Consider the following 21,303-nt stretch of genomic DNA (forward strand, 5'->3'; position numbering starts at 1 on the left):
AACATCAGAAAAACTGCATGACATTAACTCACGCGTATTCACCGCAAAGGCCAGGAGCTTCCCCTCAACGGGTTGGACCAACCAACGGCTATTCCAGAAAAATGCAGCTTCCTCTAAAATTTCAGAGAAGCTGCATCGCAAAAATATCTTCAAGAAGCCGGGGCGGGTTCTCCCTGCCCTGGCGCTTCTTCCTTGATCTTCACCGGCGATCCGGGGCCGACCTTCTGGTGGCCCTCCACGATCACGTTCTCGCCCGCGGACAGGCCCTCGAGGATCTCCGCTTTTCCGGCGAGCCGTACGCCCACCTTCACCGGCTTCATCTGGGCCTTGCCCTCGGCATCGACGATGAACGTGAAGACTTCCTCCCCCCTGGGGATCAGGGCGGATTCCGGCACCACCAGCGCCCGGGGACGGATGCTGACGATCAGGTCCAGGTTCGCGAACATCCCCCGGCGGAGCTGGCCTTCGGGATTGGGGACCCTGGCCTTCACCAGGGCCGTCCGGGTCGTCTCCTCCACCTGCGGATCAATGAAATAGACCGCGCCGCTGAACCGATCTTCGGGATAGGCGGCCACGGACACCTGGATCTTCTGCCCGTCTTTGAGCTGGCCCAAAAAACGCTCCGGCACGCGGAATTCCGCTTTCATCGGGTCCTGGCTGATCAAATAGGTGAGCGTCGAGCCCTGGTTGACGAACTGGCCCAAGCTGACCTTGCGCTCGCCCATCACGCCGTCGAAAGACGCGGTGATCACCGTTTCCTTGAGCTGCGCCTTGATCAGATTCGCCTCGGCCTGCTTCGCTTCCAGGTCGGATTTGGCCTGGTCATATTCCTGCTGGGACACCGCCCCGGACTTAATTAGGGAAGACAGCCGCTCAAAGGTGGTCCCGGCCAGCCCCAGGTTGGCTTCGGCCTGGGACAGAGAGGCGTTGAGCTTGGCGGCGTCGATCATAAAAAGCATCTGTCCCTGTTGGACCGCCTGCCCCTCCTCAAACCCGATCTGCTCGATGACGCCCGGCACCTGGTTCTTGATCTCCACCGCCTCATCCGCGGCCAGGGTCCCGACCAGGGAGATCTTGTCCTCGATCTTTTCCTGTTTGACCGGCTCGGCGATGACGCTGACGGCAAATCCGCCGCCGTGCCCGCCCTTGTCCGCCTCGCCGCATCCGGCCAGGGCCAGCGCCGCCAGGCCGATCAGAAGAGAGTTCCGAAACATCACCACACCTCGCGATCATCGGTTGTATCAACAACCATTTTGTTTTTAAGGGAATTAATCTTTGACGTTCTCATAGATCCGGCAAAGGATTTTCTTGCACTGCCCGATCTCCCGGGGGCTGATCTTTTTCTGCGCCTCATTGAGGGTTTGCCGGACAACGGCGGCCAGCCGTTCCTGCAGGTCCCGGCCTTTCCGGGTCAGATAGATCAGTTTCTGGCGCCTGTCATCCTTGCTCGGGATGCGGACCACAAGATTGTGCCGCTCCATATTGTCGATGAGGCGCGTCACGCTGGCCTTGCCCTTGCACGTGGTGCCGGCCAGGTCCTGCTGGCTCTGCCCGTTCCGGGACCAGAGGTTGGTCAGGACCGACCATTGCTCGCAGGTGACGTCGTGCCCGGCGTCGGCGAAATTGCGGTTCAGCCGCGTGCCGAGGGCCCGCGCCGCCCGCGCCATGACATAGCCCAGGGATTCTTCCAGATTGTAAGGAGAAGGGGACATACGCGATATGGTTGCATATGCAACCTTCACAAGTATAGCCAAAAGCGCGGATTTGTCAAACGGGTTTTTGAGGAGGCGCGGCCGGCGACGGATCAGGGCGCGACGATCAGGCTGATGAGGCGGGGATAGACCTTTTCGGTCTTCTGGTAGGGCTGTTCGGGGTCGATCAGGTCGTGGTAGACCCCGTAGCTTTTGTCAAAGGTGAACAGCGTCAGATTGACGTTCGAATGTTTCTGCCACTGCCGGACAACGGCCTTGATGTTCGCCTGGTTCACAGCTTCGTCCAGGGCGTTGGTGATCACGACGATGGACCGGGTGCCCGGGGCGGAACCCTTTGCCTGCTTCAGGACGCACCATCCGAGCCGCATGATCTGGCCCAGCCCCCGCGTGGAAAAACGGCAATACGTGGACTGGGGGCCCTTGAACGCCATTTTTTCGTTCTTGTCCCACCAGAGAAACATGTTCGGCAGGGTCGCGGCGAGGTTGACCGAGGGCTTCCAGAAAATGAACGGTATCTCCTTCCAGCCCCAGAAGGGCGAGATGATCACCGCCTTGTCGACATCGAGCCGGTTCTGCGCCACCCAGCTTGTCATGTTCGCGCCCAGGGACAGCCCGACCACCGTGACATGCTCGCCGAGCCCCCGGGCGATGTCCACGGATTCGTCGCACAGCTTGACCATTTCCTCGGCGGTGAGGTTGGCGTGGTCTCCCGTCATCCTGTCCTTCAGGCCGTGGTGCGGGATACGGGGGATGAAAACATTATATCCCTTCTGAAAGAAGATCTTCCCGAGATCGGCGAACTGGCGGGGGCTGTTGGTGCTGCCGTGAAAAAACACGATGGCATTCGGCGTCTTTTTGCCGTGGCTCAGCAGGATCAGGTGCCCGTTGTCGGCGATGTCCGCCCCATCCTGGGCGTACATGGCCTTGACCCGCTCGACGCTTTCCTCGTAAGTCATGAACCAGGACGGGCTGGAGACAAGCGTTTCGGTCGGGATGGGCTTGACGCAAAGCCAGGCGATCCCCGCGATCGTCCCGAAAAAAAACAGGAGAAAGAGAACGGACACAATATTGAGTTTCTTTTTCATGAGAGTACCTTAGTTTTTATTGTACCCCCAACGCCCCTTTCCTCAACGGATTTATTGAGAAAAAACATTCCAGTTCACGCCCGGGACACCCCCTGTTATAATGAAACCCTGTCACTATTTTTCCCGGTCCCTCACGCAGAAACGTTCCCAAAGGCAGAACGGCAATGATCCGCAATCCGCATACCGCCAAGAGCATTCTCCTTATCCAGAGCAAGGTCGGGCGCATGGATTACGCGGGGCTGCGCCTGCCCGACGCCCTGCTGTCCATCGCGGCGCTTCCCCTGCAGAACGGCTATTCCGTCCGGCTCATCGACCAGCGCGTGGAAAAGGACTGGAAAGCGGCTGTCCGGGAGCACATCAACGCGACGGACGTCCTCTGCGCCGGGATCACCTGCATGACGGGCCCGCAGATCCGCTACGCCCTGGAGATCAACCGGTTCATCAAATCCCTGCGCCGGGACCTGCCGGTGGTCTGGGGCGGCGTGCATCCGAGCCTGTTCCCGGAACAGACCCTGCAAAACGAAAATATCGATTACGTGATCAAGGGCGAAGGAGAACGGACGTTCTTTGAATTCGTGGAGCGCCTGCGCAGTGAGGAAGGCATGGCCGGACTGCCGGGGCTCTATTACAAAGAGAACGGCGCCGTCGTCAAGAATCCTCCCCGCGGATACATCGAGGACCTCGATCAATTGCCGAACCTGCCCTACGAACTGGTGGACATCGAAAAATACCGGGCGTCGGGATTGTTCAAGGGACCGTCGCTGACGTTCTTCACCAGCCGCGGCTGCCCCTTCCCCTGCGCCTTCTGCTACAACCGCGTGTTCAACGAGGGGCAATGGCGGGCCCTGTCGCCCCAAGGTGCTGTCGACCGGCTGGAATACATCGTCAAAACATTCGGCATCCGAAAGTTCTTCATCCAGGACGACAATTTCATCATCCATATCAAGCGTTTCTGGGAACTGATGGGCGAAATGATCCGGCGGGACCTGGGCATCGAATGGGCCTGCATGGGCGTGCGGGCCGACACGCTCCACCAGATCGGGGAAAAAGGGCTGGAGATGATGGTGCGGGCCGGGTGCCGGGACATCGACATCGGCATCGAGAGCGGCTCTCCCCGCATCCTGAAACTGATCAAGAAAGACATCGACCTGGGCCTGGTCACGGACGTGAACCGCATGATGGCCAAATTCCCCATCAAGTCCAAATGCACCTTCATGATCGGCTTTCCGGGAGAAACGGACGAGGAAGTGCGGCAGACGGTCAACTTCGCCGTCCGCATGGGGCGGGAGAACCCGAACGTGTTCACGCTGATCTTTGTGTATTGCCCGTATCCGGGGACGGAATTATTTCAAGCGGCCGTCGAGGCCGGGTTCAAGATCCCGGAACGGCTGGAGGACTGGGCCGATTTCACGCCGGACGAATGGTATCTGAACAGGCCGAACTGGCTGACCCCCCAGCAGCGCGAGCGCTACAACAACATCTGCTTCGCCTCACTGTTCTCCTGCAAATCCGGCATGAGCAAGATCTCAAGCCCCCTGCTGCGCTCGCTGTTCGCACTCTACCACCCCGTGGCCAAATTCCGCCTCAGGAACAACTTCTTCCGGTTCCCGCTGGAAACGTCCCTGCAGAAAAATTTCATGAGCGCCGGCCGCAAACAGCTCGACGACGCGGACGCCGTTTAAACGGACTGCCGGAATTTCCAAACCAAGAGCTGACAGAGCCCTTTGAGGGCGAACGCGATCAACGGCCCAATTCCGACGGAATCAAACCCGGATCCTCGCCGGATATGCGCGACCTCGACCTCCGCCATTCTCATCCCCCTCTTTTTGCAAAGGACCGCCAGCATCAGGTTCGGCGCCAGGGCGTTTCCGGGAACGGACAACAGCAATTCCTGCAGCGCGTCCCTGCGGATCAAACGGAACGGGCAATTGGCGTCCTCGATCCAGGCCCCGAACAGCGCGAAATTCACGGCCCTGATCACCCGCATCAAAAGCAGACGAAAAAAGGGATCCTGCCTACGCTTCCTCACGCCGAGAACAAAATCATGGCTGTCCTTCAGGGCATATAACTTCCAGAAATCCCGGGGATCAAAATGGCCGTCGCTGTCGACCTGAAAAACAAATTCCTTCCCGGCGGCGTCGAACCCCTGCCGCACCGCGGACCCGTGCCCCCGGTTTACGCCTGAGAGGATGATCCGCAGGCGCGGCAGTTCCGCGGCCAGCTTCTTGAGAAGGGCCGGCGTCCCGTCCGTGCTCCCGTCATCCACCACGACCAGCTCGGAGTCCGGGACCTTCTCAACGATCTCCCGATAAAAGGCCCGGATCTCCCTTTCGATCAGGGACTCTTCGTTATAACACGGTATGACCACAGACACCGGCATCTCAAACCCTTTCGGCGATCACAAGCATCTGTCCGGCATAAAACCGGACGTCGGCCTCTCCCCCTATCGCCCGGGGAAGACCGGAAGGCAGAAACCGGAAAAACGGGACCGCCCCTTTCAGTCGAGCCAGGGCATAATTCAACTTTAAAACTTTATCATGCCGCTGAACCCGGAGGACGCGAAACCCGCCTTTTTCCAGAAGGGCCTTCAGAGTAGGACGCGTGAAGTAATGCAGATGCATGGCCTCAATGAACCAGTAATGCCGCCGGAACAGCCGGCGGTATAAACTCCCGAAATCCGGCGTGGTGATGAGCAGCAGGCCTCCCGGCTTTAAAATCTCGCGCGCCTTGCGCAAAAAAATCCGGGGGAACGGGACATGCTCCAGAACGTCGAACATCGTCACGGCATCGTATTCCCCTGCGGGAAGAGGGACATCTTCAAAGCAACCCTGGGTCACGGACAAACCCTTGTCCCGGCACACCCCGGCCGCCCAGCCCGACGGCTCAACGCCTTCAGCCGAGATCTCCCGGCCCGGGCAGGACCGCAGGAATTCCAGAAGAATCCCTGTCATGCATCCGACGTCCAGGATCTTTTTCCGTCCGCCCCGCGCGCGCCCGCATTGTTCCAGCCGTTCGAACGCCGGCTGGAATTCCTTAAGCCGGCTCGCACGATCTTTCTCGTATTGTTCGTCCGTGACCTGCTCGTAAAATCTCCGGTGGTCCTGCATCTCCCCGGCGCGGGCAAGACCGCAGCCCAAGCATTTCACCACCGGCCCCTTCTTCAGGACGGATTTCGTAATTTTAAAATCCGCGGCGGTCAGCCCCTCCCCGGCGCCTTTGTATAAAATCCGGTATTCCCCGGAGCCGCACAGTTCGCAAGCCGTCCCCGTCATAACAGACTCTCCCCGCCGACCCCCAGGATCCGGTCCACGGCCTCTTTGCCCTGGATGATCGAATGATCGACGTTGCCGACCTCATATTTCCAGGCCCCGAAGCGTCCGCGGCTGAAGATGTCCAGTTTTTCCAGCGCCGGGAGGATTTGCTCCAAGGCGGCGTCACGCGTCAACGTGGGAATGGGGTAGGCGTGGCCGATGTCAAACAAAAACCGGGACACGATCAGCCGGACATCATCTTTCTCCAGCAATCCGGCGCGGACCAATCCCTGGATCGTCCGCTCGACCACGTCCTCCTTGTTCTCCCGCTTGTGCTCGGAATAGGAAACCTCGCACAACAGCGAATGGTGCTGTTCATCCGGGACATTGTTCGGAGAGTAATTGGCGAGATACGTAACGCGGTAAAACGGGCAGTCGCCGCCGGGAAAATACATCCAGCACTTTTTATCGGGACACGGCTTCCGGACCCCGATCCCCACGACCAGAACGCTGTTGTGCTTGAGCTCCCGGCTGGCTGTCAGCCACTCCTCTCGGACATCGTCCAGGGTCGCGACAAAATGGTCCAGCGGCGAGGTATTGATCAGCGCTTCATACGCCAGGACCCTGCCGCCCGACAGAAAAACTTTTTTCTCCCAGGGATCGACGCGGACCGCCTCCGCGTTGGTCAGGATTTTTTCCGGAAAAAGCTCCCCGATTTTGTTGAATATCTCCCTCACTCCGCCGGCCACAGGATAACGGAACCGGCCATTCGGCCCCCAGCCGGTTCTCCCCGGCCGCGGCTTCCCGCCCGCGGAAGCGGCGGCGTCCTGGGCGCTGCTGACCCTGTCGGTCAGCCAGGACGTGCTCATCTGATCCAGAGGATGCGCCCACACCTTGGCGTTGTAAGGAAACATAAAATGCCTGGCAATCCCGTTTCCCATGTGGGTCAGGATCCAATGTTCAAAATTATCGTTTTTTTTCTCCAAGGCCTCGGAGGCCTTAAGCCCGTCCAGGCATTCCCTGCGGATGGCCTCAGGCAAATGATCCAAATTTTTTTGGAACGGATACGGGACCCAGCACCCCTCGACCCGGACCCAGGCCTCGCGCCGGATGTCCCGAAAACCGTTTTTCAGGACTTTATTCATGAGCCGGTCGAAATACGGGAAGCGCGAAAAAATGACGTGCCCGCCCAGGTCCCAGGTGAACCCGTTCTGGTCCCGGAAACTCGCGCAGAGGCCACCCAGATACGGGCGGCGCTCCAGGACGGCAAAATCCGCGTGCCCGAGCTCATGCAGCCGGTAAGCCGCGCCCAGCCCCGTCGGGCCGGCGCCGATAATGACGATTTTCTTTTTCATAAAGGAACTCACACCTGCCCCCATTCTACCTTTAAAGGGGCTTTTACGAAAAATGATTTTCAGCAAAAACGCCTCCGGAGCGCCCCGGCCCCGCCGAGGCATCATCGCCAGAGATCCTGAAAATTCCTTGGATGGCCCCGGGGCCGGCGCGTATAATGGAGAAAACCGTCCCGAGCCGTTCCCTATGCCCGTCTTTAAAAAAACCGCCGTCTTTCCCGTCCTGCTGGCCGGTCTCTGCCTCTGGGGCGCGCTCATTTATTCCAACACCCTGCGGGCCCCGTTCGTGTTCGACGATTACGAATTCATCGTCAGGAACCCCTCGATCCGCGGCGCCGACGGCGTCGGGCACCTCTGGGAACAGCCGCTTTACCGCAAACGTTTTGTCGCGTTCGCTTCCTTCGCCATGAATTACCGCCTGCATGGGTATGATGTCACCGGGTACCACCTGGTCAACCTGGCCGCGCATGGATTGACCGCGCTGTCCGTTGTCTGGTTCCTGCTTTTATTGTTCCGAACGCCCCGGTTGCAAAGGGACCCCATTTTTGAAAATCGCCACGCCATTGCCTTGCTGGGCGGCTGGCTGTTTGTCTCACACCCTGTCCAGACAGAAACGGTCACTTATATCAGCCAGCGCTTCACCGGCCTGGCCGCCCTGCTGTATTTATTATCGGCGTGCTGCTACCTGAAAGGCCGGCTTTCCGCCCATCATCCCCCGGGAAGCCGGGGATGGTTTTTGTTGTCCGCCGCGTCAGCGGCCCTGGGCATGCTGACCAAAGAGGAGGCCTTCACCCTCCCGGCCGCCCTTGTCCTGATAGAATCGTTATTTTTCAGGCCTCCCGCCGGTGAGAAAACGTCCGGCCTGAAACGGGGACTGCCGCCCCGGATCTATCTCGGGGGAATGTTCCTGCTGGGGTTCCTGCTCATGGCGGTCCTGTCCTTCAACATCCCGGCCATGCTGCTGGAAGACCGGCATCTCGGGATCACCAGCGGCAAATACCTGCTGACCCAGTTCCGGGTGGTCATGGTGTACCTGGGGCTGTTGTTCTTCCCGGCCGGACAGAACCTCGATTATGATTTTCCCCTGTCAACCACCCTGTGGGACGCGCCGACGCTGTTCAGTCTCGCCGGACTGCTCGCCCTGCTTGCGGCAGGCCTCGCGCTGGCCCGCAGGCATCCGCTGGCCGGATTCGGCATCCTCTGGTTTTTCCTGACCCTTTCGGTGACATCCAGTTTCGTCCCGATCCGGGACGTGATTTTCGAACACCGGCTGTATCTGCCTTCTGTTGGATTTGTGACAGCCCTCTGCGCGTCGGTTCTTTCACTCCCCGGGAACCGGCGCGCCGGCGTCATGGCGCTGATCGCTGTGATCGCGGTTTTTTCGACCTTGACATACCGGCGGAACGCGGTGTGGGCCGATGATGTGATGTTGTGGGAAGACACGGTCCAAAAATCTCCCGCAAAGTCGAGGCCGCACGCCAACTTGGGCATGGCCTACGCAAACCGGGGACAATACGACAAAGCGGTCGCCGAATACCACCGGGCTCTGGAGTTGGACAGCGGCAGGGACAAACGCGTGACCGCGCAAATCCACGTGAATCTGGCAGGCGTTTATGGGGCGCTCGGACGTTATCAGGACATGATTTCCATCTGCCGGAAATCCGTCGAATTCCTTCCGAAAAACGCCCAGGCTTACAGCCATCTGGCGTATGCCCATCTCATGACAGGGGACCATCCCAACGCGCTCCGGGCCGGCGAGGAAGCGGTCAAGATCGCTCCGAAGTTCGATGAGGCGTTAAACACCCTGGGCGCGGCGCACGCCGCCGAAGGGCGATATGACATGGCCATGGAATTCTTCGAGCGGGCCTTGCGGGCGAATCCCTCGTATGCCCCGGCCTTGGAAAACCTGAACAAGGCGCGCGCCCTGACAGGGAATTGATTCCTGCCCGTCCATCTTGCCGGATAAGACAAGCAGATCCTAACGGGTTTCCCCTGCATCGCCGGAGAACCGAAGTATTTCAGACCCGGCTATTTGCCGATGCTCAGCCGGTCCGCCAACATCCGGGGAAGGCCCGCCTTGATGATCTTCTGCTGCGCCCGGGGAATGTCATATTCCACCCGCCGGATATCCACGGTCAACGCGGAGTCGTCAAAAATCGCATACGAGGCCCTGGGATTCCCGTCGCGCGGCTGCCCCACGCTTCCGGCATTGATGATATACCTGACCCCCGGCTCGAGCCTGAACGAATCCTCCTGAAACCAGTCGATAAAATCCCCTTCCAAAAAAATCAGCGGTTTATGGGAATGCCCGATAAAACACACCTGTTCTTCCAGCAAAAGAAAATTGGGATGAGCATCGTCAATGTCCAGAATATATCCCCATTCGCCGGGCGCCACAAGGTTCGCGTGAACGGCCCGGAACCCGCCTGTATCAGGCGCCGGTCGACCGCCACTCGCCGTCCCGCGACCCGGCGAACCGGACGGACGCCCCTGCGCAAGGGGGATCCGCTCCGTCAGCGGCAATCGGTCTAAAAAACCGCATTCCTCAGAGGTCAACTGCTTTTTCGTCCATTCCACCGATTCCCGCGCATAGGTGTTGTACTGGTCACGGGGGCTCTTTCCCGACACGGCATAATCATGATTGCCGGCCACGCAAATACACCCCGGCGACCGTATCAGCTCCCGCAGCCTGGCGATACAGGCCCCCGGCTCAGCGCCATACCCCACAATATCACCGAGAAAAACAAAATGCTCGGCCCCCTGCCGTCTCGCATCTTCCAGGACGGCATCAAAGGCCTCCTGATTGCCGTGAATGTCGGAAATAATGGAATATTTCACAAAGGCCCTCCCCGAGGCGGCTATTTATTTCTGAGCGATCCTCTGCTCCAGATCTTTAACGTATTTTTTCAGTTTTTCGACCTCTGACTGAAAATGTTCGGCGTCCCGCCCGAACTGTTCCAGCTGCTCCACCCGTTCCAGGAGGGCCTGGTTGGTGGTCTCCAACCGCTTCATCAGCCGTTTGTTCTCGATGGACAGCCTGGCCTTCTCGATGGCTTTCCGGACCGTCAGGATCATTTCCTTGGAGTCGAACGGTTTAATAATATATTCCGTGACGATGCCCGCGCTGATGGCCTCAATGGACGACTCCAGGGACGGGTTGGCAGTGACGATGATCACGGGGATCCACTCCAGTTCCCGCTTCAACTTCTCGACGAGATCGATCCCGTTGATGTCCGGGAGTTTCAGGTCCAGACAGATCAAGTCGAATTTTTCCCTGGCAATGGCCTGGTAGGCCGCTTCCCCCGTGGACACAATCTGGTGCTGATACCCCATGTTCGCGAAGATCTTCTCATACACCTTCTGGACCGTCCGGTCATCTTCAACGATGAGGACCCTGAACCCTTTTTGCATCGCGCCGCTGGACATGTTCATTTCGTTCTCCTTCAGGCTTTGCCCTCCCGCCGGCGGAAAATCATTTCCCCTTGAGGGCTTTTTTGATGGCCTCATCGAGTTTATTCAAATCATAAGGCTTCGTGATGACTCCGTTAACGCCTAAATCCGGCTCCCGTTCCGCGACTTCCTCAAGCCCCGTGCCCGAAACGATCACAATGGGGATATGCTTCGTGTCTTCCCTTTTGCGGAGCTCTTTACAAACTTCAAACCCGTGCATCTTGGGGAGAATGATATCCAGCAGGATAACATCCGGCCTCTCCTTGACCGCCATATCAATCCCCGACTGACCGTCCATCGCCGTGATCACGTCATAGTCCCCGGCCTTCAGCAAGGCCTCATTCAACCGGACGACAAGCGGATTGTCTTCCACCACCAAAACCTTGATTCTTGCCATAACCGATCTCTCCCTTTCGCTGTTGCCTCACAGTTCCAAAAAAAGCTTAAGAACGTACTTGGCGTCCCCCTTGATCAGGATCACTTCATTGCGGCGGATCTCTTTGATCTCAAACTCCCCGATCCTCTCCCCGGCCCTCAGGATATGTCCGTTGATCAGCGCCACCGGTTCGGGCTCCATCATGATCCCCGTCAAGGCCAGGTCGGAATAATCCATGTCGCCCTTGTCGACGACGGCCTTCAAATCGAATTTCCTGAACGGGTCCTGGATGTTACTGAAATCCGACGGCTGGGTCTCCGCGCCGAACATCTCGATCATCAGGAGGGCGTCCTTCTCCAGGATGGGAGGGACGGCCTGTGGCTGCAAAGCCCCCCCGGTCTGCACCCCCCGCCCCCGGTCATCCCTCGGGGCAAGGACCCCGGAACTGACGATGCCATACAGGGTGACCGCCCCCAAAATAACCGCGATGATTTTCTCTCTTTGACTCATGGCGCCCGCCTTCTGCAAGATGTTCCCGGCGTCAACCCTCCGCGAACAGAACGAATATCGTCAATTTCATGTCCAGCTGCGGATAACTCAAAAGATTCTCGTGGATCGACAGCGACTGGACGCTGACCGGAACTTCCAGGGTCTCGAACTGCGACAAAAACCTGACCAGCCGGGCATAATCGCACCTGAACTCAAGGGCAATGGGGATCATTTGATACTTCCCCTGGACCTGCGGCTGCAACGGCTTGATCAAGCGCAGCTCGATCTCCTGGGACGACGCCAGATCCTCGATCATCAACGTGACCACCGGAACGCTGACCTCGCGCGTCATCTTCGACTGCGCTTCCGTCTTGGCGGCCTGCATCTTCTGGAATCCCGCCTCCAGGCCCGCCAGTTCCGTCTCGAGTTTTTTCTGAAGAACGGCTTTATCCTCTTTCGTCAACGTCCGGACCGCCGCCCGGGCCATGCGGATCCTGCCGTAACAATCCGAGATCCCTTTGATCAGCGGAAAAAGATCAAACAAAAAAAACACAAGGGCCAGGACAAGGACCGTCAATTTGACTAACTTCAGAATATTTCCTTGAGCCAAAGGGATCATTTCACGACACTCCGTCCGAAAAGGGCCGACAAAGCCTCATCGTTTCATATAGCACACGATCGAAAAACCAACCTTCCCGTCCTGCCCCCGCTCCATGGAGCTCAGTTCGACATTTTTGAAAAACGGGACCTTTTTCAATTCCAGCATAAATTCGCTGACCAGCCTGGTATTAAATGATTGCCCGGCGATCCTGCAGGTCTTGCTTTCATGGTCCAGATTAAAATCGTTCAGCCACACCCGGGACTGGGCCATCTCCCCGAGATTGACGAGGATGACGGGAGTCGAGGCCCGCTGCGCGATGCTTTCCAGGAGGATTTCGTGCCCGGCATGAAAGTCCCGCATTTTCGAGAGGACCTCGTCGATCCTGACCTTCACCTCGCCGACTTCCCTGGTCTGGATATAGTCCATCGGCCGCTCGGCGAGCCTCTTCATGTTTTGCAGATGCATGGCCAGCAGGACGTGAACGACGGCCATCACCAGCAGGATCGGCGCCAGGACCAGAACGAAGGCGTTCCGGATCGTCTTGATCTGTTCGACCTTTTGCATCTGTTCGGGGAGCAGGTTGATCTGCCTCATATTTTCACACTTTCCATCGCGGGCCTTTTCATAGGGCGGCTCCAAGCGCAGAGACCAAGAGCGCGGCCGGTTCCGGGGACGGCCGGCCGCCGGTTCCGGCCAGGGACAAAATCCGGGCGGCCCCTTCCATGCCGGAAACGGAAAGTTTCAGATGGTTCGCAAGGTATGCGTCAAGGCCGCGCGTCAGTGCCCCGCCTCCGCACAATAAAACTTTCGCGATCCCTTCTGTCATTTCTTCGCGCTCCGAGTAAGCCAGTCCGCGTTCGATCTGCTTGACCAGTTCCGACAGGACCGGGTGAATGGCCGCCGCATATTTGTCCGGGACGGTCTGGCCCGCGGCGAAGGGCTCGACCCCCAGCTCTCTTTTCATGCTTTCGGCCTCTGCCCGGTCCAGGCCCATTCCCTCCACGATCGATTGGGTCATGTGGTGCCCGCCGATCTCAAAGCTCCTGGCCAGCCGCAAGGAATTCCTTTTCAGGATGGTGACCGATGTCGTCCTGTGACCGATGTCAATGACGGCGACCCCGGAGGTCTCTTTGGGAGACAGGTCCTGCAGGACGGCCTTGGCCACGGCAAAAGGCGGAATATCAATGACCGTCGGCGTCAACCGCGCGGCTTTGAGGACCCTCAGGTATTTATCAATGGTCTTCTTCTCCACCGCCACAATGGCGACTTCCATCTGGCCGGGATCCTGCGGGGAACGTTCATCGATGATCTGATAATCGACGCTGGCGTCTTCAATGGAAAACGGAATATATTTCTCGGCCTGCCAGCGGGCGGCCTTCGCCAGCTCATTCGGGGCGAGCCTCGGGATGTGGATATGCCTGATATAGATCCCGGGGTCAGAGACCACCACCCTGACCTTCTTATCTTTGATCTTCTCCTGCTGCCAGATGTCGGCCAGACACTGGGCGGTCAAGGTCTCTTCCGGGATGGAGCCTTTCGGGTCAGGAGAACGCAAGATCTCCCTGTAAACCCGCGTTTCCAAAGAAAGGTCCTTGACCGATCTCCTCAACCGGACCACCTTGACCGCGTAGGTCCCGATGTCCAAGCCGGTCGCCACCCCTTCTTCAAACACATTTCCCAGGAACACTTCCGACTGGAAAGCCTTGAAGGGCTCCAGCCGGCTCATGATGTTCCTGAGCAATCCCCGGCCCATGTCAAAATTCATTCTCATATCGCTTGTCGCTTTCCTCTACCGGACGGGCAGGCGGATCGTGAACATCGTCCCCTTCCCGACCTCGCTTTCCACATCGATCGCCCCCTGGTGCGCTTCAATGATGTCCTGCGTGACCGACAACCCGAGTCCCGTGCCCTTGCCTTCGCCTTTGGTGGTATACAAAGGCTTAAAAATCTCGTCAATTTTGTCCGGGGGGATCCCGCAGCCCGTATCAGCGAACTTGACCGAGATCCATCCTTCCTGCGCGCGGGTGGAGATCCTCAGAATTCCGCCGCTGTTTTCCATGGCGTCCCTGGCGTTGATGATCATGTTCAGAAAAACCTGCTGGAGCTGGTGCTGGTCCGCGGTCGTTTTCGGCAGGCCCCCGGCCAGGTCCTTCTGGATCTCAATGCTGGACCTCTTGATGTGAAACTTGGCGATCACCAGGGACGCCTCAACGACCTGATTGATGTCCACCAAAGACATCTTCTGCTCTTTTTTCCTGCCGAACTGCAGCAACGTCTGGACGATGGATTGGCAGCGGATCGCCTCGCTTTCCACGATCTTGATGAACTCAAAACATTCCCGGATGCTGGCGGGGTCCATCGATTCCTTGGACAGCATCTTCTCCGACAGCTGCGAATATCCGAGGATGCTTGTCATGGGATTATTGATCTCGTGAGCGACCCCCGCGGCAAGGCGCCCCAGCGCCGACAATTTTTCCGATTCGATCAGCTGTTCCTGACGGTCCCTGATCTCCTGGTTGGCCTTCTTGAGGCTGTCGAAAAGCATGGCATTCTCGATGGCCATGGCCGCCTGGCTGGCGATCGCGCTCGTCAGTTCGAGATCGTCCTGGTTGAACCTGACCTTCGTTGCGTTCGTGTCGACGTGCAGGATCCCCAGGATCTTGTCCTTGGATCTTAACGGGACGCACATGGCGCTTCGGATCCCCTGAATGATGATGCTCTCGGCGCCGGAAAATCTGGAATCATGCTGGGCGTCCGAAGTCAGCACGGACTCCCCCGTCTTTAAGACATGAAAAACGATCGAACGGGAAACCGCCATCTCAGGGGAGGCATCGCTGCCGCGCCGCCGCGCCGCGCGGGGAGTCAACTCCGTCGCGTCCTCATTGGAAAGCATGATAAATCCGCGGTCGGCGCCCATGATGTCCAGGACCAGGTCCAAGATCTTGAGCAGCAGGAGATCGATATCCGTCACGACACCCAGCTTGCTGCTGACGTCGTACAGCGTCAGAAGCCGCTGATAGATTTTGGGGACCGCGGCCCCGTCCGTCTTGGAGAAGTCCCGGAACGTCTCCGCCTTGTCTTTGACCGGCAGCCGGCATTCCACGACGGCCCCGGTCGAGCCCTGTCCTTCCGGCAGCAGTTCCACATGCGAATCGGAAAGGGCCCCATCTTCCTTGTCCGAAGCCTCCTGGGACAAAAAATCCAAAACGGTCGAGCCGAGCGAGATCTTGTCCCCCGGTTTCAATTCGCATTTCTGGATTTCGTTCCCGTTGACTTGCGTCCCGTTCACCGATTGGAGGTCCTCCAGACAGTAGCCGTGACCGGACGGCGCGATGCTGCAATGGACGCGGGAAATCCTTCGGTCCGCCAGCGCGATCGTATTGGAAGGATCGCGGCCGATGGTCACGCGCTCCTTGCCCAAGAGACAGACACTCCCTTTTTTCGGTCCCGTTTTGACGACGATCTTAAACATTCCGCCCTCTCATCAACATTACGGTTGTTTTAAGGCCTCGATCCTTTGCCTGGCTTCGCTGACGTATACACCGTTCTTATCATATTTTATGAGTTCATTCCAGGCTTTGGCAGCCTTTTTCAATTGTTGTTTCCTTTCATACGCCAGGGCCAGGCTGCGGTAATACAGCGGATAATCGTGCCGCAACTGGACGGCCTTCTGAAATTCACCGATCGCGGCATCCACCGCCCCCTCTCCAAGATGCCCCATCCCGGCCGTATGATGCTGTTCCGCTTCCTCAAAAGTTTTCAAAGAGGCCTGGGCCTCCGCCATGAGGTTTTTCCCTCCCCGGGGAAACACCTGCGCGATCGCGCGATCCGCGCGGACAACCCCTGCCGACAAAAGTTCCCGGAACCAGAAGGCGGCGCCGGCAAGGCAGAGCGCGGCGATGATCCAGAAAACCCATGGAGCGTCAGCGCCATTTCCCGGCGGCGCGGCAAGGCGCTCGGTGGAAGACGCCTTGGCGCGGGTCCCCTTTTCCGTCCCTTCCTGGAGAATGGCCCGTCCTGTCATGGGGGACAAAGCGTCCAGCAGTTCTTCGGCGCTGGCATACCTCTGGGACATCTCTTTGCTCATGGCTTTGCTGACAAGGGCCTCGACCTCCGGCGGGACCTCGGGCCGCAGACTGCGGATGGGGACAGGCTGTTCATTTTTATGTTTATACAAAATCACCTGAACATTTTCTCCTTTGTAAGGCGGGCGCCCTGTCAGCATCTCATACATGGTGACCCCCAAAGAATAAATATCCGTCCGGCAGTCCACCTCCTCGCCGCTGATCTGCTCGGGAGACATATACTCCGCGGTCCCAAGCGACGCGCCGGCGATCGTGATGTTGGTGACCCCCGCAATCTTGACGAGGCCGAAATCCATCAACTTGACCTGTTCATCCACGGCGACCATGATGTTCGACGGCTTGATGTCCCTGTGGATCATCTGTTTACGGTGGATGTAAACCAGGGCCGTGGCGATCTCTTTCGTGACCCGGAGCGCTTCCTGCGCGGGAAGGACCCCCCACCGGCTGATCTTTGACTTCAGAGTTTCCCCCTCGATGTATTCCATGACGAAATAATGCTTCCCTTTTTCCATGCCGTAGTCATAAACCTCCACGACATTGGGATACCTCAACTTTGTCAGGGCGTGGGCCTCGCGGCTGAACCTCTCCACAGTCGATCTGTCCACAAACGACGGCGGCAAGACCTTGATCGCGACGGTCTTCTGGGTCTGAGGATCAAACGCCTTGTAGATGATCCCCATCCCGCCCTGGCCCACCTGTCGCTGGATTTTATATTTTCCGATGGTGTTTTCCATTAATGCCCCTGCCAGGATGAAATGACGATGGGACCGCCGCTGGCCGCGGAAAAATGCGGCGGGTCCAGGTCCGGGTTATAGTTCACCGTAAAATTGTTGACAAATTGCATCGTCAAGTCTCCCGTGCGGGCCACCAGCGATCCGTTGAAAAACGAAGGCCCGGTGATGCTGGACAAGCTCATTGATGTCCCGGCATACACAAGCCCGCTGATGAGCGGCTTCCACGTCGCGGTCATCGTCAGGCTCGACCCCGCCACGATGGCCGGGTTGTTGCCCGTGGGCGTTATCGTCATGCTCCCGCTTATCGAAGATATCTGGATGACCCCCGTGACGATGATCGAACCGTCGAGATTGAAATTATTGATCCCCGAGATGGTCAGGTTCCCGGCCACATAATGAATCCCCGGCAACGGATTGGTGTTCCAGGTCGGCCAACCGCTGTACGCATAATCGGCGATGGCCTGGTATGCCGGGAAGGACACCGTGGGGATGGAGACCCCGCCAGGCTTGGGCGCGAGAACGCTTCCGTTGACAGTGACCTGCGGCTGAATGGCTGCCGTGCTGTTGCCTTCCACATTCCCGTTGATGACACCGCTGTTGCCGATATTCATCGTCGGCGAGGTCCCGGACTCCACGGCCCCTGTCCACTTGACCTGCTTGACCTTGGCGTTGATGGTCCTGGCCCCGGCCCCGTCCGGCACCCCTCCGGACCCCGTGACTGTCAGGCTGGGGGCAGAATAAAGGGCATAATAGTCATTGATCCCGTCGTAATCCAGGTCCTGCGAGGGGATGTTCCCCAACCCGTCCCCGTCGGGATCTGTCCCGCTGCGAATCTCGGCGATGGAATGCTCGACCGCGGACTCGGAATTATACAGCGCCTTGAGCGCGCTGCGGTAATTGTTGGCGATCAGGATCTCGGTGCGCATGTTCGACAGATACCCCATCCCCAGGGTGATCAGGACCGTCATGATGGCCAGGGCGGCGACGAACACCACCCCTTTTCTGTTTGAACGCACAATCATTCCCTGCCCCCGTCATTTGTTGCGAAAGGTCACCCGCGAGACCATATCGACCTGGCTGACACTGGTGTCCAGCGCCTGGGCCCTGATATAAAGATCGACGGCGATCGCCAAGCTGAGAGGGTCCGCCACCGCCAGCGGGACCATATCCCCCGAAGCGTTGAGCTTAAGGGGAATCGTCTCCAGCAATATCTTGACTTCGCCCGAGCGTCCGGCGACGGCCACGGGGACGCCCCCGTCAACAGACCTGTCCAGGACATCTCCCGTGGCTTGATACCGGATCCGTTCCGTGGTCATCTCATCGGCGTCAACCAAATTGTTGGTATCGAACTCCAGGATCTGGTTGGGGATATCGCGGGTCACCAGTTGTGTCGCGTAACGCATTTCCGAGGTCATGCGGGACAGGGCGGCCTGCCCGTGCTGGATCATCTCGGCGCGTTGCGTATTTTTCCGCCAGCTGCGCCGGCCCGTTTCAAAGGTGGCGGTCAGCGTCGCCAACGCCACCGCGCCGATCGCAAAGGCCAGCATCACTTCCAGAAAAGTGAACCCGTTCGTCCGCGTCTTTTGCATCGCTGTCAAGAGATCCCTCCTCCTCGTCAACGGTCCGACACCAGAAAGCAGACGCTGTCCTGCTTGTTCGTCCCCAACGCGGTCGTCCACCGGCAGGTGACGACCACGCGCTTCAAATACTGGTTGCCGCCATAGTTCGTCGCCTGCGAGACATCGAGCCGATACTGCGTGTACGGAGCCATGAACACATCCGTGGCGGTCACATTTTTGCTGAACTCCTGGCCTTTGATCTCTTCGACCTTGGCCTGCAGCACGTTCGTGACGATCATGTCTTCCTGGATCATGGTCAGGCTCCGATTGCCGAAGGTGAACATCATCATCACAGAGACCGCCATCACCTCCATGACGGCCATCGCCGCCAGGATCTCGATGAGCGTGAAAGACCGGCGCGAACGCGGCCATTGTCCATGTAAGCGGCTAAAGAACATTGACTTTTCCCGTGACCTCCAAAATGATCAACGTCATGGTTTTCCCCTGCGGGTCGCGCAAGAGCACGCTCCCGCCCTCCGACGGCGCGCCGAACTGGTCGAAATCGACCAGGTCCGTTCCGGCGACGGTGAATGTGGTCGAACTGACGGTCACATTGTTGCGCATATCCAGGTTCTCAATGGCGGAAAAAAACGTCCCGTTATACTCATAAATGGAATAGGCGGTCGAGTTCCAGCCCACGCGGTGCGGCTTCTGTTTGGTGATGGCCAGCTGCTGGGCCTGCCGGATCTTCGCCCGCATCCGGTTCGCCTCGGTATCCAAACTCCAGGCATTGGTAAACCCGGCCATTCTCGGAAGAACGATCGTGAACGTCATGAGGATCACCCCCATGACCAAAAAAAGCTCCAGCAAAGAATACCCGGAACAGGAATCTCTCCTGCGCAGACCGGTCATGGCCATGCCCCCTCTGAACGTTTTCCTCAATAGGTACTGTACGGCGTCCCGAAAGCATCGGAACCCGACAGATTGGGATGGATGACATGGTTCCCCGGATCCCAGTGCCACCCGCCGCTGTAATTCGGGACGCTGTAAACAGTGGCCGTCCCGCTGATCGCCTCCTTGGGGATCGCGGGAAGGTATTGCGTGCCGCTGGGGGACCCGCTCACCAGGTCGGACAAACTGCTGTTCGGCCACTGCCCCTCCTCTTCATAGAACATGGCGACGGCCATGCGGATACTTTCCAGATTGGCTTTTGTGACGTTCACGTTGGTGCGCTTGTGGTGCGACTGGAAATTGGTCACAGAGATGGCCGCGATCATTCCGATGATGGCCAGGACCATCAGGATCTCGATGAGCGTGTGACCACGGCGTTTGAATGCGAAGATCATCATGCGGCACCTCCTCTCCCCGCGCATGCTTCGGCCGCCCCTAACGGATATTCTGCAGGAGACTGGCCATGGGAAGGAATATGGCGATCGCGATATACCCGATGATCAGGGCCATCGTGACCATCAGGATGGGTTCGATCAGCTTCGTGAAGGCGTCAATGGCCGCGTTCACTTCTTTGTAATAGAACTCCGCGATCTTGTTAAGCATCTTCTCGAGCGACCCCGTTTCTTCACCGACCCTGATCATGTTGACGACCATCTCCGGGAACAGCCCGCTTTCCTCCATGGGCTGCGTCATGGGCTTGCCCTGCTCAACGCTGACGGAAACCGCCTTGAGCGCCTTGACCACGGCCTTGTTTCCGATGGTGTCGGTAACAACATCCAGCGCGGTCAGGATGGGGATGCCGGAACCGGCCAGCGTGGCCAGCGTCTGGGTGAAGCGGACAGAAACGTCCTTCTTGAGGAGATCCCCCACGACGGGCACGTTGAGCTGGAACAGGTGGAAATGGTATTTCCCTTTTTCCGATGAGACCAGGATCCTCAGCACCCCGGCCGCCCCCAGCACCGCCCCGGCCGCAAGAAACCAGTACCCGGTGATGAGGGAGCTAAGGGAGAGAAGGAACCGCGTTGGACCGGGAATCGGAACGCCGATATCCCGGAAGATAATGGCGAATTGCGGGAGCACGACGGCGACCAGGAACAGGATGACCACCAAAGAAACGGTCAAAAGCATGGAGGGATAAATCATCGCCGAGAACAGCTTGGACCGGATCTCCGCCTGGCGCTCATAGAAGATGGCCAGGCGATTGATCATCTCGCCCAGGACCCCGCCGACTTCGCCGGCGTTGACCATCTGGACGTATAAGCGGGAAAAAATCCTGGGGTGCTCCTTGAGGGCATCGGAAAAAGTCGAGCCCTCTTCCACCCGCTGGCAGACCGTGCTCAAGACGTATTTGAATCTTTCGTTCTTGGCCTGCACGATCAAGACTTTCAGGCTCGTGACGAGCGGAAGGCCGGCATCCAGAAGGGTGTACAGCTGCCAGCTGAAGACCGCGATATCAATCAGCCGGACGCGCGGGGAGACCGAGAACAGACCGGAGAGGCGGAATTTCTCCCGCTCCTTTCTCTCAAAATAATCGATGATAAAGTATTCCCTCTCGACGAGCTTGCGGCGCAGTTCTTTCCCGTCGACGGCATCCAACTGGCCTTGGAGAACCCGCCCGGCTTTATCGCGGACCTTGTAAAAAAAGACCGGCATGACGA

General features: G+C 58.3%; 23 protein-coding genes. 2 read left to right on the top strand and 21 right to left on the bottom strand.

Features of this window, described 5'->3' with window-relative positions:
- Positions 1 to 149: 149 nt before the first annotated feature.
- The 3 genes from Q8Q08_03750 to Q8Q08_03760 all read right to left on the bottom strand — a co-directional run bounded on the left by Q8Q08_03750 (position 150) and on the right by Q8Q08_03760 (position 2,797).
- On the bottom strand, positions 150 to 1,214 hold the full coding sequence (locus Q8Q08_03750) for an efflux RND transporter periplasmic adaptor subunit (protein ID MDP2653127.1): 1,065 nt from the start codon (positions 1,212 to 1,214) through the stop codon (positions 150 to 152).
- 54 nt (positions 1,215 to 1,268) lie between these two features.
- Positions 1,269 to 1,712, bottom strand: coding sequence for a MarR family transcriptional regulator (locus tag Q8Q08_03755; protein MDP2653128.1), 444 nt, complete (start codon positions 1,710 to 1,712; stop codon positions 1,269 to 1,271).
- Positions 1,713 to 1,804: 92 nt separating this feature from the next.
- Positions 1,805 to 2,797 carry an alpha/beta fold hydrolase gene (locus Q8Q08_03760; GenBank protein ID MDP2653129.1) on the bottom strand — a complete coding sequence of 331 codons (993 nt, stop codon included), beginning with the start codon at positions 2,795 to 2,797 and terminating at the stop codon, positions 1,805 to 1,807.
- Between the two features lie 164 nt (positions 2,798 to 2,961).
- Between Q8Q08_03760 and Q8Q08_03765 the strand changes: the two genes are divergently transcribed.
- Positions 2,962 to 4,479 carry a radical SAM protein gene (locus Q8Q08_03765; GenBank protein ID MDP2653130.1) on the top strand — a complete coding sequence of 506 codons (1,518 nt, stop codon included), beginning with the start codon at positions 2,962 to 2,964 and terminating at the stop codon, positions 4,477 to 4,479.
- On the opposite strand, the gene Q8Q08_03770 is transcribed toward Q8Q08_03765, so the two are convergent.
- Genes Q8Q08_03770 through Q8Q08_03780 form a run of 3 tightly spaced genes read right to left on the bottom strand, consistent with a single transcriptional unit; the run spans position 4,476 to position 7,403 of the window.
- A complete protein-coding gene (locus tag Q8Q08_03770; protein ID MDP2653131.1) occupies positions 4,476 to 5,177 on the bottom strand; it encodes a glycosyltransferase family 2 protein in 702 nt (233 codons plus the stop codon). The two genes, Q8Q08_03765 and Q8Q08_03770, sit on opposite strands and share 4 nt — an antisense overlap.
- Before the next feature lies 1 nt (position 5,178).
- The gene (locus Q8Q08_03775) at positions 5,179 to 6,069 is read right to left on the bottom strand and encodes a methyltransferase domain-containing protein (protein ID MDP2653132.1); all 891 of its coding nucleotides are present in this window, start codon (positions 6,067 to 6,069) and stop codon (positions 5,179 to 5,181) included.
- A complete protein-coding gene (locus Q8Q08_03780) occupies positions 6,066 to 7,403 on the bottom strand; it encodes an FAD-dependent oxidoreductase (GenBank protein ID MDP2653133.1) in 1,338 nt (445 codons plus the stop codon). Before Q8Q08_03780 ends, Q8Q08_03775 begins: the two co-directional genes overlap by 4 nt.
- A gap of 52 nt (positions 7,404 to 7,455) precedes the next feature.
- Here Q8Q08_03780 and Q8Q08_03785 point away from each other — a divergent pair, with 52 nt between their 5' ends.
- Positions 7,456 to 9,339, top strand: a complete 1,884-nt coding sequence (locus Q8Q08_03785; GenBank protein MDP2653134.1) for a tetratricopeptide repeat protein — start codon at positions 7,456 to 7,458, stop codon at positions 9,337 to 9,339.
- An 89-nt stretch (positions 9,340 to 9,428) separates the two neighbouring features.
- Here the strand turns inward: Q8Q08_03785 and Q8Q08_03790 are convergent, their stop codons facing one another.
- Genes Q8Q08_03790 through Q8Q08_03860 form a run of 15 tightly spaced genes read right to left on the bottom strand, consistent with a single transcriptional unit; the run spans position 9,429 to position 21,298 of the window.
- Positions 9,429 to 10,238, bottom strand: a complete 810-nt coding sequence (locus Q8Q08_03790; GenBank protein ID MDP2653135.1) for a metallophosphoesterase family protein — start codon at positions 10,236 to 10,238, stop codon at positions 9,429 to 9,431.
- A gap of 24 nt (positions 10,239 to 10,262) precedes the next feature.
- Positions 10,263 to 10,832, bottom strand: a complete 570-nt coding sequence (locus Q8Q08_03795; GenBank protein MDP2653136.1) for a response regulator — start codon at positions 10,830 to 10,832, stop codon at positions 10,263 to 10,265.
- A 40-nt stretch (positions 10,833 to 10,872) separates the two neighbouring features.
- On the bottom strand, positions 10,873 to 11,247 hold the full coding sequence (locus Q8Q08_03800) for a response regulator (GenBank protein MDP2653137.1): 375 nt from the start codon (positions 11,245 to 11,247) through the stop codon (positions 10,873 to 10,875).
- Positions 11,248 to 11,274: 27 nt separating this feature from the next.
- Positions 11,275 to 11,736, bottom strand: coding sequence for a hypothetical protein (locus tag Q8Q08_03805; protein MDP2653138.1), 462 nt, complete (start codon positions 11,734 to 11,736; stop codon positions 11,275 to 11,277).
- A gap of 31 nt (positions 11,737 to 11,767) precedes the next feature.
- Positions 11,768 to 12,334, bottom strand: coding sequence for a type 4a pilus biogenesis protein PilO (gene pilO, locus Q8Q08_03810; protein ID MDP2653139.1), 567 nt, complete (start codon positions 12,332 to 12,334; stop codon positions 11,768 to 11,770).
- 36 nt (positions 12,335 to 12,370) lie between these two features.
- Positions 12,371 to 12,910, bottom strand: coding sequence for a PilN domain-containing protein (locus Q8Q08_03815; GenBank protein ID MDP2653140.1), 540 nt, complete (start codon positions 12,908 to 12,910; stop codon positions 12,371 to 12,373).
- A 28-nt stretch (positions 12,911 to 12,938) separates the two neighbouring features.
- Entirely contained in the window at positions 12,939 to 14,087 is a 1,149-nt protein-coding gene (pilM, locus tag Q8Q08_03820) for a type IV pilus assembly protein PilM (GenBank protein ID MDP2653141.1), read from the bottom strand.
- A gap of 18 nt (positions 14,088 to 14,105) precedes the next feature.
- Positions 14,106 to 15,788: an ATP-binding protein gene (locus Q8Q08_03825; protein MDP2653142.1), complete on the bottom strand. Its 1,683-nt coding sequence runs from the start codon at positions 15,786 to 15,788 to the stop codon at positions 14,106 to 14,108.
- 18 nt (positions 15,789 to 15,806) lie between these two features.
- Positions 15,807 to 17,135: a protein kinase gene (locus Q8Q08_03830; GenBank protein ID MDP2653143.1), complete on the bottom strand. Its 1,329-nt coding sequence runs from the start codon at positions 17,133 to 17,135 to the stop codon at positions 15,807 to 15,809.
- Entirely contained in the window at positions 17,135 to 18,157 is a 1,023-nt protein-coding gene (locus Q8Q08_03835) for a hypothetical protein (protein MDP2653144.1), read from the bottom strand. The genes Q8Q08_03830 and Q8Q08_03835 overlap by 1 nt, the downstream gene beginning before the upstream one ends.
- A gap of 12 nt (positions 18,158 to 18,169) precedes the next feature.
- Positions 18,170 to 18,724, bottom strand: a complete 555-nt coding sequence (locus Q8Q08_03840) for a prepilin-type N-terminal cleavage/methylation domain-containing protein (protein MDP2653145.1) — start codon at positions 18,722 to 18,724, stop codon at positions 18,170 to 18,172.
- 26 nt (positions 18,725 to 18,750) lie between these two features.
- Positions 18,751 to 19,152, bottom strand: a complete 402-nt coding sequence (locus Q8Q08_03845; protein ID MDP2653146.1) for a hypothetical protein — start codon at positions 19,150 to 19,152, stop codon at positions 18,751 to 18,753.
- Positions 19,142 to 19,612 carry a hypothetical protein gene (locus tag Q8Q08_03850; GenBank protein MDP2653147.1) on the bottom strand — a complete coding sequence of 157 codons (471 nt, stop codon included), beginning with the start codon at positions 19,610 to 19,612 and terminating at the stop codon, positions 19,142 to 19,144. The genes Q8Q08_03845 and Q8Q08_03850 overlap by 11 nt, the downstream gene beginning before the upstream one ends.
- Before the next feature lie 20 nt (positions 19,613 to 19,632).
- Positions 19,633 to 20,043: a prepilin-type N-terminal cleavage/methylation domain-containing protein gene (locus Q8Q08_03855; GenBank protein ID MDP2653148.1), complete on the bottom strand. Its 411-nt coding sequence runs from the start codon at positions 20,041 to 20,043 to the stop codon at positions 19,633 to 19,635.
- A gap of 37 nt (positions 20,044 to 20,080) precedes the next feature.
- Complete coding sequence (locus Q8Q08_03860) at positions 20,081 to 21,298, bottom strand: type II secretion system F family protein (protein MDP2653149.1); 1,218 nt, start codon at positions 21,296 to 21,298, stop codon at positions 20,081 to 20,083.
- Between the last annotated feature and the right edge of the window lie 5 nt (positions 21,299 to 21,303).

This window comes from Candidatus Omnitrophota bacterium, assembly GCA_030688425.1.
GTDB lineage: Bacteria > Omnitrophota > Gorgyraeia > Zapsychrales > JANLHA01 > JAUYIB01.

Excerpts from the sequence above, each read along its gene's own strand:
- Q8Q08_03835 (MDP2653144.1), bottom strand. The coding sequence starts at position 18,157 with ATGATTGTGCGTTCAAACAGAAAAGGGGTGGTGTTCGTCGCCGCCCTG.
- Q8Q08_03805 (MDP2653138.1), bottom strand. The coding sequence starts at position 11,736 with ATGAGTCAAAGAGAGAAAATCATCGCGGTTATTTTGGGGGCGGTCACC.
- Q8Q08_03800 (MDP2653137.1), bottom strand. The coding sequence starts at position 11,247 with ATGGCAAGAATCAAGGTTTTGGTGGTGGAAGACAATCCGCTTGTCGTC.
- Q8Q08_03845 (MDP2653146.1), bottom strand. The coding sequence starts at position 19,152 with ATGTTCTTTAGCCGCTTACATGGACAATGGCCGCGTTCGCGCCGGTCT.
- Q8Q08_03855 (MDP2653148.1), bottom strand. The coding sequence starts at position 20,043 with ATGATGATCTTCGCATTCAAACGCCGTGGTCACACGCTCATCGAGATC.
- Q8Q08_03860 (MDP2653149.1), bottom strand. The coding sequence starts at position 21,298 with ATGCCGGTCTTTTTTTACAAGGTCCGCGATAAAGCCGGGCGGGTTCTC.
- pilO (MDP2653139.1), bottom strand. The coding sequence starts at position 12,334 with ATGATCCCTTTGGCTCAAGGAAATATTCTGAAGTTAGTCAAATTGACG.
- Q8Q08_03775 (MDP2653132.1), bottom strand. The coding sequence starts at position 6,069 with ATGACGGGGACGGCTTGCGAACTGTGCGGCTCCGGGGAATACCGGATT.
- pilM (MDP2653141.1), bottom strand. The coding sequence starts at position 14,087 with ATGAGAATGAATTTTGACATGGGCCGGGGATTGCTCAGGAACATCATG.
- Q8Q08_03795 (MDP2653136.1), bottom strand. The coding sequence starts at position 10,832 with ATGAACATGTCCAGCGGCGCGATGCAAAAAGGGTTCAGGGTCCTCATC.
- Q8Q08_03785 (MDP2653134.1), top strand. The coding sequence starts at position 7,456 with ATGATTTTCAGCAAAAACGCCTCCGGAGCGCCCCGGCCCCGCCGAGGC.
- Q8Q08_03825 (MDP2653142.1), bottom strand. The coding sequence starts at position 15,788 with ATGTTTAAGATCGTCGTCAAAACGGGACCGAAAAAAGGGAGTGTCTGT.
- Q8Q08_03770 (MDP2653131.1), bottom strand. The coding sequence starts at position 5,177 with ATGCCGGTGTCTGTGGTCATACCGTGTTATAACGAAGAGTCCCTGATC.
- Q8Q08_03840 (MDP2653145.1), bottom strand. The coding sequence starts at position 18,724 with ATGCAAAAGACGCGGACGAACGGGTTCACTTTTCTGGAAGTGATGCTG.
- Q8Q08_03765 (MDP2653130.1), top strand. The coding sequence starts at position 2,962 with ATGATCCGCAATCCGCATACCGCCAAGAGCATTCTCCTTATCCAGAGC.
- Q8Q08_03815 (MDP2653140.1), bottom strand. The coding sequence starts at position 12,910 with ATGAGGCAGATCAACCTGCTCCCCGAACAGATGCAAAAGGTCGAACAG.
- Q8Q08_03760 (MDP2653129.1), bottom strand. The coding sequence starts at position 2,797 with ATGAAAAAGAAACTCAATATTGTGTCCGTTCTCTTTCTCCTGTTTTTT.
- Q8Q08_03780 (MDP2653133.1), bottom strand. The coding sequence starts at position 7,403 with ATGAAAAAGAAAATCGTCATTATCGGCGCCGGCCCGACGGGGCTGGGC.
- Q8Q08_03750 (MDP2653127.1), bottom strand. The coding sequence starts at position 1,214 with ATGTTTCGGAACTCTCTTCTGATCGGCCTGGCGGCGCTGGCCCTGGCC.
- Q8Q08_03830 (MDP2653143.1), bottom strand. The coding sequence starts at position 17,135 with ATGGAAAACACCATCGGAAAATATAAAATCCAGCGACAGGTGGGCCAG.
- Q8Q08_03850 (MDP2653147.1), bottom strand. The coding sequence starts at position 19,612 with ATGGCCATGACCGGTCTGCGCAGGAGAGATTCCTGTTCCGGGTATTCT.
- Q8Q08_03755 (MDP2653128.1), bottom strand. The coding sequence starts at position 1,712 with ATGTCCCCTTCTCCTTACAATCTGGAAGAATCCCTGGGCTATGTCATG.